This window comes from Streptomyces ferrugineus, from assembly GCF_015160855.1.
Taxonomy (GTDB): domain Bacteria; phylum Actinomycetota; class Actinomycetes; order Streptomycetales; family Streptomycetaceae; genus Streptomyces; species Streptomyces ferrugineus.
On sequence record NZ_CP063373.1, the window covers coordinates 138424 to 150695 of the forward strand.

The following is a 12272-nucleotide window of genomic DNA, read 5'->3' on the forward strand; positions in this document are numbered from 1 at the left end:
CGGGCCGCCCCCTGCCGCGTTCACGCCCGTGTCGCCGCCGTCTGCGCGGCCTGCACGGGGGCGGCCGTCCGCGACCGGCGGATGAACGCCACGCCGCACACCGCGAGAACGGAGGCGGCGGAGAGGGTGTACAGGCCCCCGTTGGTGCTGCCCGTGGTGTCCTGGAGGTAGCCGAAGAGGGTCGGCGAGACGAAACCGCCCAGGTTTCCGATGGAGTTGACCAGGGCGAGCCCGGGCGCCGCGATCCTCAGATCGAGCCCCGACTGGGCCATCGGCCAGAACAGCGTGGCCGCGCACTTCCCCCCGACCGCGGCCAGCGTGAGCGCGGCGAGGCCGAACCAAGGGGAGCCGAGGGTGGCGAGAAAGGTGCCGACGGCCGACAGGACGAGGGCGATCGCCAGATACGGGCGGCGGTCCGGGGCGCGGTCGGTGAAGTGGGCCATCGTGTACATCGCGATCACCGCGCAGATCCACGGCACGGCCGTGAGCAGCCCGACCTGGAAGGGCGACAGCCCGCCGATGTCGTCGACCAGGCTCGGCAGCCAGAAGGTGATCGCGTACCCGGTCAGGGCCATCGCGAAGAACACCGCGGTCAGCAGGGCGACCTGGGGGTGGAGGACCAGCTTCAGCCGGGACGTCCTCGGGGCCCGGTCACGCGCCTCCTTGTCCCGGGCGACCGCCTCGCCGAGCGCGTCCTTCTCCTCCTGGGTGAGCCAGCGGGCGTCCTGGATGCGGGAGACGAGGAAGAAGCCGGCGACGAATCCGACCAGGATCGAGAAGCCGCCCTCCAGCGCGAACATCCAGCGCCAGCCGGCGATCCCGCCCGCCCCGTGCAGTTCGAGGAGCGCGCCCGTGACGGGCCCGGTCACGATGTACGCCGTCGCCGAGCCGCCCAGGAAGATGGCGCTCGCCCGGCCCCGGCTGGAGTCGGGCAGCCACTGGGTGAAGTAGAGCAGCACACCGGGGAAGAACCCGGCCTCCGCGACGCCGAGCAGGAAGCGCAGGGCGTAGAACATCCACACGTTGTGGATGAAGCACATCGCCACGATCACCGCACCCCAGGTGATCATGATGCGGGTCAGCCAGACCCGGGCGCCGAAGCGCTCGAGGAGCATGTTGCTGGGCACCTCGAACAGGGCGTACCCGATGAAGAACAGCCCGGCGCCGAGCCCGTAGGCGGTGGCGCTCACCCCGACGTCGGCCCGCAACTCGTCCTGGACGAAGCCGACGTTCGTCCGGTCCATCTGGTTGACCAGCAGCATCAGGACGAGGATCGGCAGCATCCGGCGCAGGAACTTGCCGACGGCGCGGCGTTCCGCCTCGGGTATCACGACGTCCGACATCGTTGTCTCCCCTGAGTCGTACACATACATGAACCTGAATCACGTACGCGGGCTCGGGGAACGTTACGGAGGCCGGGCTTCCGGGTCAACGGGTTGAGCGGATGTCCATACATGTGATTGCGGGGCGTCTCGTTACGTCCGCCGGTCAGGTGCCGGTGTTGGTGGCCTCGGGGTCGACGCCCATCGTGATCGTCGCGACGACGCCCTTCGCGATGTCGTTCTTCCGGCACTTCAGCTTCAGCAGGCCGCCCTCGGTCCCGTTGTCCTCGTCGAAGAAGAGCTGACCGGTCTTGAAGACCACCTGGCCGCTCTTGTCCGTCCTCCACGTGCCGCGCAGATAGCGCTCGTCGTCCGTCGGCTCCTCATGGACGCCGCCGCCCATCGACTCATAGCCCGAGTACACGCCCAGCGCGTTGCAGTGCCAGATGTCGACCGCGGCGTTCCTGATCGGCTTGCAGGTCTCGGAGTCGATCACCTTGAGGCGGAGGGTGAGCGGGATGCCCTCACGACCTTGCGCCGCGTGAGGTCCTTCTTGTGTTTCGGCCCTTCGGCCGTCCCGCGAACGAAAGCGGCTCGGAACCGACGACGGTTCCGAGCCACTCCAGTGCCGTGGGCTACTTCGGCTGCGGCTTGCGCACCGACAGGTGCAGCTCCTTCAGCCGCGCCTCCTCCAGCTCCGTCGGCGCGCCCATCATCAGGTCCTGGGCGTTGCCGTTGAGCGGGAAGGCGATGGTCTCGCGGATGTTGGGCTCGTCGGCCAGCAGCATCACGATGCGGTCGACGCCGGGGGCGATACCGCCGTGCGGCGGGGCGCCGAAGCGGAACGCGCGCAGCATGCCGGCGAACTTCTCCTCGACGGTCTCGCGGTCGTAGCCCGCGATCTCGAAGGCCTTCAGCATGATCTCCGGCTCGTGGTTCCGGATCGCGCCGGAGGACAGCTCGACGCCGTTGCAGACGATGTCGTACTGCCAGCCCAGGATGTCCAGCGGGTCCTGGGTCTGCAGGGCCTCCAGGCCGCCCTGCGGCATGGAGAAGGGGTTGTGCGAGAAGTCGATCGCGCCGGTGTCCTCGTCCTTCTCGTACATCGGGAAGTCGACGATCCAGCAGAACCGGAAGACGCCCTCCTCGAAGTGCCCGGCCCGCTTGGCGGCCTCGACCCGCACCGCGCCCATGATCTTCGAGACCTCGTCGAACTCGCCCGCGCCGAAGAACACGGCGTGACCGGCCTCCAGGCCGAGGCGCTCGGTGAGGACCTTGACGTTCTCCTCGGTGAGGAACTTGGCGATCGGGCCGGTCAGGGACCCGTCCTCGGTCACCCGCACCCAGGCCAGGCCCTTGGCGCCCTGCGAGACCGCGAAGTCGCCGAGCTGGTCGAAGAACTTACGGGGCTGGTCCTGCACGGCCGGCACGGGCAGCGCGCGCACGTGCTTGCCGGCGAACGCCTTGAACTCCGAGCCCTCGAAGACGTCGGTGATGTCGACGAGCTCCAGCTGGGCGCGCAGGTCGGGCTTGTCGGAGCCGTACTTCAGCATCGCCTCGCGGAACGGGATCCGCGGGAACGGCGAGGTGACGTGGCGGCCGCCCCCGAACTCCTCGAACAGCTCGGTCATCAGCTTCTCGACCGGCTGGAAGACGTCCTCCTGCTCGACGAAGCTCATCTCGATGTCGAGCTGGTAGAACTCGCCCGGCGAGCGGTCGGCGCGCGCGTCCTCGTCACGGAAGCAGGGCGCGATCTGGAAGTAGCGGTCGAAGCCGGAGATCATCAGCAGCTGCTTGAACTGCTGCGGGGCCTGCGGCAGGGCGTAGAACTTGCCCGGGTGCAGACGGGAGGGGACGACGAAGTCCCGGGCGCCCTCGGGGGAGGTCGCGGACAGGATCGGCGTCGCCATCTCGTTGAAGCCCAGCGCCGTCATCTTGTGCCGGATCGCCGAGATCACCGACGTACGCAGCAGGATGTTGCGGTGCATGCGCTCGCGGCGCAGGTCCAGGAAGCGGTACTCCAGGCGCCGCTCCTCGTTGACCCCGTCCTCGGTGTTGATCGTGAACGGCAGCGGGGCGGCAGCGCCGAGCAGCTCGACCTCGCCGACCTCGACCTCGACCTCGCCGGTGGGCAGGTCGGGGTTGATGTTCTCGGCGCCGCGGGAGACGACCTTGCCGTCGACGCGGACCGTGGACTCCTTGGAGAGCTTGTCCAGGGCCTCGTACGCGGGCGTGCCGGGACGGGCCACGAGCTGCGTGATGCCGTAGTGGTCGCGCAGATCGATGAAGAGGATGCCGCCCAGGTCGCGCCGATTGTGCAGCCAGCCACTCAGCCGGACGTCGGTGCCGACGTCAGAGGAGCGGAGCTCGCCGCAGGTGTGGGACCTGTACCGATGCATCGTCGTTCATCCAGTCTTCGCGGATCGGGGTCTGTGTCTCACGGCCGGTGTTTCAGCCTCACGGCCGGTGTTTCACGTGAAACTCCCCCAAGCCTACCGGGCACCCCAAGATCGCCTCCCCACCATTACTGACCAGGTGCCCCGTACAGCTTCGGTGGCAGGGTCCGATCACCTCTTCCTAAAGTGGAGCCCATGCGCACTGGTGAGCCCCTGCCCGCCGTGGGGGAGGTTCTCGCCGCCCTCGCGACCGGACTGTGGCACTGGAACACCGCCACGGGACTGGTCACGGTCGACGCGGAGGCGGCACGGCTGCTCGGGCTGCCCGCCGAAGAGGCCACACTCAGCCAGGCCCAGGTGCGCTCCCGGCTGCATCCGGTGGACTGGAACGAGATCAGCGGGGTCATCCAGCTGGCCGTCGCCGAGGGCACGCTCGGCGAGGTGCGGGTGCGGATCATGGACGAGCGGGGCCGGGTCGTCCGGGTCGGCCGCAGCCGCTTCCACGCCTCCTTCGACCGCAACAAGCGGGCCTACGAGGTCACCGGCTCCCTCCAGGAGGTCACCGAGCCGGTGCCGGGCACCTCCGCGGGGCGTACCGCGGTCACCGGCGACTGGCGGCGCTCACGGGAGGCGTTCCTGCTGGACGCGGGCCGGGCGCTGGCCGAGGCGCGGTCCACGGCCGAGGTGCTGCGGGTCGCGGCCGGACTGTCGATGCCGGGCTTCTCCCCGGACGGGCTCGCGGTGTTCGGGGTGACGGGCGATCGCCTGACGATCATCGGCCACCACGGCCATCAGCCCGGCGACGAGGACCCCTTCACACATATGGCCCTGGACACGGACTATCCGGCCGCCGAGGTGGTCCGCACCGGCCGTGCCGTCTATCTCTCCTCACCCGACAAGTACAAGGACCGCTACCCGCTCACCTGGCCGCTCGCCGCGCACTTCAACCGGCAGTCCTGGGCGTTCCTGCCGCTGACCGTGGCCGGCCGCACGATGGGCGCCTGGATGGCGGCGTTCACCTATCCGGTCGCCTTCACGCCCGACGAGCGGTCCGTGCTGACGACGGTGGCCCGCATGCTGGCCCAGGCCCTCTCGCGCGCCGAGGCCGCCGAGTCCGCGCGGGAGCTGACGGACGGCCTCCAGCGCTCGATGCTGCCCCAGCTCGGCCCCGAGATACCGGGCATGGGCGTCGCCGCGCGCTATGTCCCGACCGGCGGCGGGCTCCAGGTCGGCGGCGACTGGTACGACATGATCCCGCTGCCCAACGGCCGCTTCGCCCTGGTCATCGGCGACGTCCAGGGCCATGACGTGCGGGCGGCGGGCCTGATGGGCCAGCTGCGGATCGCGCTGCGCGCCTACGCCTCCGAGGGCCACCGCCCCGACGCCGTGCTCTCGCGCGCCTCTCGCTTCCTGCACGGGATGACGTTCGGCGCCCTCGACGAGGACCCCTCCGACCTGCGCTTCGCGACCTGTCTGTATGTCGAGGTCGACCCCACGACCGGGCTGCTGGACATCGCCCGGGCCGGCCATCCGGACCCGGCGATCCGGATGACCGACGGCACCGTGCTGGCCCGTCCGACGGCCGGCGGGCTGCCGCTGGGCATCGACCCGGACGCCGACTATCCGACGACCAGGATCACTCTGGAACCCGGCGAGACCATGCTGATCTGCACGGACGGCCTGATCGAGACCGGCGGCCACGACCTGGAGACCGGCTGGAAGCGCATCCGCTCGATCCTCGAGGAGCACGACGGCAATCTGGAGGCACTCGCCGACGCCCTGGTCCAGGCCGTGCACGGCCCGTCCTCCCACCACACCACCGGCCCGCTCGCCGACCGGCGCGAGGACGACATAGCGGTGCTGCTGCTGACCCGGCAGGACGACGGCTGCGGCTGCGGCGAGACGGTGGCCGTGCGGCCACGGATCCGGCGGACCGTGATGTCGGTCGCGCAGGCCGAGCCGGAGCGGGTCGCGGTGGCCCGGCAGCAGCTTCGGGAGCTGCTGCACGACTGGGCCTACGAGGACCAGGTCGACTCGGCGGTGCTGCTGCTGTCCGAGACGCTGACGAACGTCCTCGTCCACACCGACGCCGACGCCCTGCTCCTGGCCGAGGTGCGCGGCGAGCCGGGCGATCGCCGGATGCGGGTCGAGGTCACCGACAACAGCGACGACCTGCCGCACAAGCGCAGCCCCGGGGAGCTGGCGTCGTCCGGACGGGGCCTGATGCTGATCGAGCTGCTGGCCCAGGCATGGGGCGTGGACCCTCGCGGCGAGGGCAAGAGCATCTGGTTCGAGTTCTACGAGTCCGAGGGCGCCGCCGGTTCGGCCGGCGCGGCGGGCGTGGCGCTGCCGTAGCGCTCCCGCAGTTCGCGTACGACGCCGAAGGCGGCGGCGGTGATCGGTACCGCGAGCAGCATGCCGAGGATCCCGGCCACGGAGGCCCCCGCGGTGATCGCCACCATGACGACGGCGGGATGCATCTGCACGGTCCGGCTCTGGACCACGGGCTGCAGCACATGCCCCTCCAGCACCTGCACGGCGAGCACCACCCCCAGCGCCCACAGCGCGATGACGAACCCCCGGTCGGCGAGCGCGACCAGCACGGCGACGGCCCCCGAGACGAAGGCGCCGAGATAGGGGATGTAGGCCCCGACGAAGACGAGCGCACCGAGCCCGGCCGCGCCCGGGACGTCGAGGACGAGCAGGCCGACGGTGATGCAGAGGGCGTCGATGAGGGCGATGACGGTGGTCCCCCGCATGAACCCCTCCACGGCCTGGAACGCCCGCCGGGCCATGGCCTCCACGACGTCCCCGCTGCTGCCCGGGACGACGGACCGCAGGACGCCGGCGGCCTGGTCGGAGTCCCGCAGGAAGAAGAAGACCAGCAGCAGCGCGAGCACCGCGATGGCGATCGTCTCGCCGACGACGCTGACCCCGCTGATGACCCCGGAGGCGGCCGTGCCGCCGAACTTGGTGAGCAGTTCCCTGGCGTTGGAGGCGAGGTCGTCCAGCGAGGTCCCGGCCGCCCCGAAGTGCTTGGTGAGGTCCTGGCCCGCCTGTCTGAGGGAGGCGACGATCTCGTCGCCGCTGTCCACGATCGCGGCGACGACGATGTACACGGCCCCGCCGACGACGGCCACCACGGCGACGCAGGTGAGTCCGGCGGCCACCGACCGGTTGACCTTGGCCTTCACCAGCCGCCGGTGCAGCGGCCCGAGCAGCGCCGTCCCCAGCAGCGCGAGCAGCACGGGCACGACGGCGGTACGGAACTCCACGGCCAGCCGGATGCCGACGTAGACGACCCCGGCGACGAGCAGCACGACGACGCACCAGGCGGCGAGCCGCCGGACGGGGCCGGGGAGCAGCGGGGTGGGGGCCTGCACGGTTCCAGCGGATCACGCGCGGGGCAGGGCTGTCGTGTGCGGGCGGACCGGGTGGGTGACGGGTGCATCCAGGCGAAAGGCCCGGGACCGCACCACAGGGGTGCGGTCCCGGGCCTCGTCGCGGGGTACGGCGGTCAGGCCCCGGCCGGCCCGCCCGCGCTCATGCCGTGCACGGCCGGGACGGTCCCGAGGCGGCCCTTCTGGAAGTCCTCGAAGGCCTGCATGAGTTCGTCCTTGGTGTTCATGACGAACGGGCCGTAGTGGGCCATCGGCTCACGGATCGGCTGCCCGCCGAGGAGGACGATCTCCAGGTCCGGCGTGTGGGAGTCCTGCTTCTCGTCGGCACGGACGGTCAGGGAACCGCCCTCGCCGAAGACCGCGGTCTGGCCGAGGTGGATCGGGCGGCGCTCGGCACCGACCGAGCCCTTGCCCGCCAGCACGTACGCCAGTCCGTTGAAGTCCTCCCGCCACGGCAGCGTGACCTCCGCACCCGGCGCCACCGTCGCGTGGATCATCGTGATCGGGGTGTGCGTGATGCCGGGACCGGCGTGCCCGTCCAGCTCACCGGCGATGACGCGCAGCAGCGCGCCGCCGTCGGGGGTGGTCAGGAGCTGGACGCTGCCACCGCGGATGTCCTGGTAGCGCGGCGCCATCATCTTGTCCTTGGCCGGGAGGTTCACCCACAGCTGCAGGCCGTGGAAGAGACCGCCGGACATGACCAGAGACTCCGGCGGCGCCTCGATGTGCAGCAGGCCCGAGCCGGCCGTCATCCACTGGGTGTCGCCGTTGGTGATGGTGCCGCCACCGCCCTGGCTGTCCTGGTGGTCGAAGATCCCGTCGATGATGTAGGTCACGGTCTCGAAGCCGCGGTGCGGGTGCCAGGGGGTGCCCTTGGGCTCGCCCGGCGCGTACTCCACCTCGCCCATCTGGTCCATCATGATGAACGGGTCCAGGTGGCGGTAGTTGATCCCGGCGAACGCACGGCGCACCGGGAAGCCCTCGCCCTCGAATCCGCTCGGCGCGGTCGTGACGGCGAGCACGGGACGGGCCACCGCCTCCGCGGGCGCTGCGACACGGGGCAGCGTCAGTGGGTTCTCGACGGTCACTGCAGGCATGTCGGTACCTCCTTGTGCGTCCAGTTTAGTTGAGCATTGAACTTCTTGCCACCCCCAACGGGAAAAGCCCGGAGGGCATTCCCACCGGGCTTACTCGCATCCCCGCGTCGGTTCACAGGTCAGGCGGCGAGCTCCGGTTCCCGCTCGGCCGGTTCGGCCGCGGCCTTCGGCCCCCGCCGGTCGTCCCGCATGACCAGCGAAGCCAGCAGCGCCGCCGCCGCGACACCGATCGCGCTGACCGTGAAGGTGGTGGACATCGAGGCGGTGAAGGCCTCGCGGGCGGTGGCGATCAGACCGGCGTCGCGGCCGGCGACCGCACCGGCGATGGAGTGCCTGGCCGCCTCCGGCGTCCCCGCGGGCATCCGGTCCGCGTAGCCGCTCGACAGCAGCGAGCCGAGGATCGCGATGCCGAGCGCGGTGCCGGCCTGCTGGATGGTGTCGTTCAGGGCCGAGCCGACGCCCGCCTTGTCCTCGGGGATGGTGCCCATCAGCGCGCCGACCGCGGCCGGCATCGCCAGCCCCGCGCCGAGCCCGAGCAGTCCGAGCGCCACCGCCGGGACGGCGAAGCCGGAGTCCGCGCCGACCGTGGTCAGCAGGGCGAAGCAGCCCACCATCACCAGCATTCCCGCGAGGATCACCCACCGGTTGCCGTACCGGGCGGCGAGCTGGACGCCCAGGCCGTTGCCGAGCAGGGCCGTGACCGCCAGCGGCAGGAAGGCGAGGCCCGCCTCGAGCGGCGAGTAGCCGAGCACGAACTGCAGATACTGGGTGAGGACCAGCAGCAGACCGCCGTTGCCGATCTGGACGAGCGCCAGGGAGAGCGAACCGCCGCTGAAGTTGCGGTGCTTGAACAGGACCAGGGGCACCATCGGGGACCTGGTGACGTTCTCCCAGATCACGAAGCCGGCCAGGGACACCAGGGCCACGGGCAGGGCGACGGTCCACACCCCGTGCTGCGGGAGCTCGATGATCCACCAGACCAGGGCCGTCATACCGGCCGCCGACAGCACCGCACCCAGCGGGTCGGCCTTCTGCCAGGGCGCCCTGGACTCCGGCATCAGCGTCAGACCGGCGACGATCGCGAGCGCCACGATCGGCACGTTGATGAAGAAGATCGACTGCCAGGAGAAGTGGTCGATCAGGACCCCGCCGAGCACCGGGCTGCCGACCAGGCCGAGCATCGACACCGAGCTCCAGGCCGCCATCGCCCTGCCGCGCTCCTCCTCGTCGAAGACGGTGATGAGGATCGACAGGGTGGACGGCATGATCAGGGCCCCGCCGACACCCATCGCGACACGTACGGCGATCACCTCGCCGGGGTTCGTGCACCAGGTCGCGGCCAGCGAGGCCGCCCCGAAGAGCACGAGCCCGATCAGCATCACCTTCCGGCGCCCGAACCGGTCGCCCAGGCTGCCGGAGGTGAGCAGAAGGCCGGCGAAGACCAGGATGTAGGAGTCGAGGATCCACTGGGTCTGCTGGGCGCTCGCCCCGATGTCCTCGGTCATCACGGGCACCGCGACGGTCAGCGCCATGCTGTCGACGACCAGCACCAGCGTGCTCAGGCAGAGCACGATCAGGATCCACCAGCGGCGTGGATCACGCGTTCCCTTGACGTCCATGACGTTCCCCTCCCGGTTTTCTGAACACCGTTCCTTCGATGCGAACACTGTACGCACAGCGGAACAGTGTTCGCAAGCGATGATTCCTGTACGCTACTTGCGAACGATGTACGCAGCGAGCCGGACCTAGTCGGACCCGAAGGAGCACGATGGCCGCCAAGACCACGAAGCCGAGCCCCATCCCCTCCGTCTGGGCACGTCCTCAGCCCGAGCCCGACCAGCCCACGCTCAGCCGGGCCACGATCGTGCGCGAGGCGATCGCCATGCTGGACGCGGAGGGCGTGGAGGCGCTGAGCATGCGCAAGCTCGCCACCCGGCTGAACGCCGGCGCCGCCTCCCTGTACCGGCACGTCGCCACCAAGGACGAGCTGATGGAGCTGGCCGTCGACGAGGTCGCCGCCGAGATCCACGTACCGCCGGCCGACGGCCCCGACTGGCGCGCGGCCGTGACCGAGTCCGCGCACTCCTTCCGCACGACGGCGCTACGGCACCCCTGGCTGTCCTCGCAGCTCGGCCAGGCCGGGCTCGCCTACCTGGGCCCCAACCTCATGTCCTGCTCCGAGCGGCTGGCCGCCCTGTTCACGGCGGCCGGATTCCCGGACCCGGGCGGCGCGATCGACGCCGTCCTGTCGTACGTGATCGGAATGAGCACCACCGAGGCCGCCTGGCTGATCACGGTCGCCCGCTCCGGCGAGACGGAAGCCGACTTCATCGGGCGCCTGTTGCCCGCCGCCCAGCAGGCCGCCGCGGGCCATGAGCACCTCGCGCCGGGCTACGCCCGCACGGAGGAGGCGGCCATCACGGACCCGGCCGCCCTGCGGGAGGCCAAGTTCGCCGCGGCCCTCGACATCGTCCTCGACGGCCTGGCGCTACGGCTCACCCACTGAGGTCAGCCGTACATCCGGCGCATCGCGAACTCGACCATCTGCTCCACGGCCTTCGCGTCGAACACCATGCGGTGCTCGCCCTCCATGTCGAGGACGAAGCCGTAGCCGGTCGGGAGCAGGTCGATCACCTCGGCGCCGGTGATGACGAAGTACTTGGACTCCTTGCCCGCGTACCGGCGCAGCTCCTTGAGCGAGGTGAACATCGGGATCACCGGCTGCTGGGTGTTGTGCAGGGCGAGGAAGCCGGGGTTGTCGCCGCGCGGGCAGTAGACCTTCGACGTCGCGAAGACCTGCTGGAAGTCCTCGGCGGACAGCTGCCCGGTGGTGAAGGCCCGCACCGCGTCCGCGAGCGAGGGCGGGGACGGCTCGGGGTAGGCCGGCGCCTGCTGGCCGTATCCGCCCACGCCGCCGGGCTGCTGCGGCGGGGCGTACTGCTGCTGTGCAGCGCCTCCATCCATGGGCTGGCCGTATCCATACATGGGCGCAAGCGTACCGAGACCGGCCGGGACGGCGGACCGGTACCGGAAGCCCTGACAAATCGACAGCGACTCGACAGCCACCACCCTGGTTTCGCACAGCCGGCGCTCATAGCGTCGATCGCATCGCGGGAGCGCCTGAAGCGGCCCCCACCAGCAAGGGGACAACCATGCACCGACACCACGACGACGAGGTCCACGAGCACGACAGAGGACTCTCCTACGACCTTCCCGTCCTCGCCCGCCGCCGCATGATCCGGCTGCTGGCGGGCGCGAGCCTGGTCCCGCTGGTGGGCTGCAGCTCGGACGAGGACACCTCTTCGGCGGCCTCCTCCTCCAAGGCCTCCTCGTCGTCGTCCGCCGCCTCCTCCACCGAGTGCGCGACGATCCCGAACGAGACCGCCGGTCCCTACCCCGGCGACGGCTCGAACGGCGTGAACGTGCTGAAGGAGAGCGGTGTCGTGCGCAGCGACATCACCAAGAGCTTCGGTGACTCCGCGGGCGGCACCGCCGAGGGTGTGCCCCTGACGATCACGCTGACGGTCGTGGACGCGGCCTCCGGCTGCGGGACGCCGAAGAAGGGCGCCGCCGTGTACCTCTGGCACTGCGACCGGGACGGCAACTACTCCCTGTACTCCGAGGGCGTCACGGAGGAGAACTACCTGCGGGGCGTCCAGGAGACGGACGACAAGGGTCAGGTCACCTTCAAGAGCATCTTCCCGGCCTGCTACTCGGGCCGCTGGCCGCACATCCACTTCGAGGTCTACGGCAGCCTCGACGACGCCACCGCGGCGACCTCCATCACGAACACCTCGCAGCTCGCGCTGCCGCAGGACGTCTGCGACACGGTGTACGCGACCGACGGCTACAGCCAGAGCGTGCGGAACCTCGGTCAGCTCTCGCTGGAGACGGACAACATCTTCAGCGACGGCTACGACCAGCAGATGGCGACGCTGAAGGGCAGCGTGGCGGAGGGGTACACGGCCACGCTGACGGTTCCGGTGTGACCCGTCACAGATGTCGGGATCGGGGTTGCGTCTTATTACTCGCGGGTAGCATCATCGTAGCTACTTG

At 70.3% G+C, this 12272-nt stretch carries 10 protein-coding genes; 3 read left to right on the forward strand and 7 right to left on the reverse strand.

Features of this window, described 5'->3' with window-relative positions; genetic code table 11:
* Window positions 1–20: 20 nt before the first annotated feature.
* From IM697_RS00645 to aspS, 3 genes are all read right to left on the reverse strand, one after another.
* A complete protein-coding gene (locus IM697_RS00645; RefSeq protein WP_194043650.1) occupies window positions 21–1343 on the reverse strand; it encodes an MFS transporter in 1323 nt (440 codons plus the stop codon).
* A gap of 145 nt (window positions 1344–1488) precedes the next feature.
* Window positions 1489–1818: a peptidase associated/transthyretin-like domain-containing protein gene (locus tag IM697_RS00650; RefSeq protein WP_407699594.1), complete on the reverse strand. Its 330-nt coding sequence runs from the start codon at window positions 1816–1818 to the stop codon at window positions 1489–1491.
* A gap of 139 nt (window positions 1819–1957) precedes the next feature.
* The gene (gene aspS, locus IM697_RS00655) at window positions 1958–3721 is read right to left on the reverse strand and encodes an aspartate--tRNA ligase (protein WP_194043652.1); all 1764 of its coding nucleotides are present in this window, start codon (window positions 3719–3721) and stop codon (window positions 1958–1960) included.
* A 192-nt stretch (window positions 3722–3913) separates the two neighbouring features.
* Between aspS and IM697_RS00660 the strand changes: the two genes are divergently transcribed.
* Window positions 3914–6073, forward strand: a complete 2160-nt coding sequence (locus tag IM697_RS00660; protein WP_194043655.1) for a SpoIIE family protein phosphatase — start codon at window positions 3914–3916, stop codon at window positions 6071–6073.
* Here IM697_RS00660 and IM697_RS00665 read toward each other — a convergent pair.
* The 3 genes from IM697_RS00665 to IM697_RS00675 form a co-directional block, all read right to left on the reverse strand.
* A complete protein-coding gene (locus IM697_RS00665; protein WP_194043657.1) occupies window positions 6016–7101 on the reverse strand; it encodes an AI-2E family transporter in 1086 nt (361 codons plus the stop codon). The two genes, IM697_RS00660 and IM697_RS00665, sit on opposite strands and share 58 nt — an antisense overlap.
* Before the next feature lie 134 nt (window positions 7102–7235).
* Entirely contained in the window at window positions 7236–8216 is a 981-nt protein-coding gene (locus IM697_RS00670; RefSeq protein ID WP_194043659.1) for a pirin family protein, read from the reverse strand.
* A 119-nt stretch (window positions 8217–8335) separates the two neighbouring features.
* On the reverse strand, window positions 8336–9835 hold the full coding sequence (locus tag IM697_RS00675; RefSeq protein ID WP_194043661.1) for an MFS transporter: 1500 nt from the start codon (window positions 9833–9835) through the stop codon (window positions 8336–8338).
* Window positions 9836–9984: 149 nt separating this feature from the next.
* On the opposite strand from IM697_RS00675, the gene IM697_RS00680 reads away from it, so the two are divergent.
* A complete protein-coding gene (locus IM697_RS00680; protein ID WP_194043663.1) occupies window positions 9985–10722 on the forward strand; it encodes a TetR/AcrR family transcriptional regulator C-terminal domain-containing protein in 738 nt (245 codons plus the stop codon).
* Between the two features lie 2 nt (window positions 10723–10724).
* Here IM697_RS00680 and IM697_RS00685 read toward each other — a convergent pair whose 3' ends face one another.
* On the reverse strand, window positions 10725–11201 hold the full coding sequence (locus tag IM697_RS00685) for an SseB family protein (RefSeq protein ID WP_194043665.1): 477 nt from the start codon (window positions 11199–11201) through the stop codon (window positions 10725–10727).
* Between the two features lie 167 nt (window positions 11202–11368).
* On the opposite strand from IM697_RS00685, the gene IM697_RS00690 reads away from it, so the two are divergent.
* Window positions 11369–12205: an intradiol ring-cleavage dioxygenase gene (locus IM697_RS00690; RefSeq protein ID WP_194043667.1), complete on the forward strand. Its 837-nt coding sequence runs from the start codon at window positions 11369–11371 to the stop codon at window positions 12203–12205.
* The last annotated feature ends 67 nt before the right edge of the window (window positions 12206–12272 follow it).

What these genes read in the sequence shown, in the direction of transcription:
- aspS (WP_194043652.1), bottom strand. Translation starts at nt 3,721, where the DNA reads ATGCATCGGTACAGGTCCCACACCTGCGGCGAGCTCCGCTCCTCTGAC.
- IM697_RS00690 (WP_194043667.1), top strand. Translation starts at nt 11,369, where the DNA reads ATGCACCGACACCACGACGACGAGGTCCACGAGCACGACAGAGGACTC.
- IM697_RS00660 (WP_194043655.1), top strand. Translation starts at nt 3,914, where the DNA reads ATGCGCACTGGTGAGCCCCTGCCCGCCGTGGGGGAGGTTCTCGCCGCC.
- IM697_RS00680 (WP_194043663.1), top strand. Translation starts at nt 9,985, where the DNA reads ATGGCCGCCAAGACCACGAAGCCGAGCCCCATCCCCTCCGTCTGGGCA.
- IM697_RS00675 (WP_194043661.1), bottom strand. Translation starts at nt 9,835, where the DNA reads ATGGACGTCAAGGGAACGCGTGATCCACGCCGCTGGTGGATCCTGATC.
- IM697_RS00685 (WP_194043665.1), bottom strand. Translation starts at nt 11,201, where the DNA reads ATGTATGGATACGGCCAGCCCATGGATGGAGGCGCTGCACAGCAGCAG.
- IM697_RS00645 (WP_194043650.1), bottom strand. Translation starts at nt 1,343, where the DNA reads ATGTCGGACGTCGTGATACCCGAGGCGGAACGCCGCGCCGTCGGCAAG.
- IM697_RS00670 (WP_194043659.1), bottom strand. Translation starts at nt 8,216, where the DNA reads ATGCCTGCAGTGACCGTCGAGAACCCACTGACGCTGCCCCGTGTCGCA.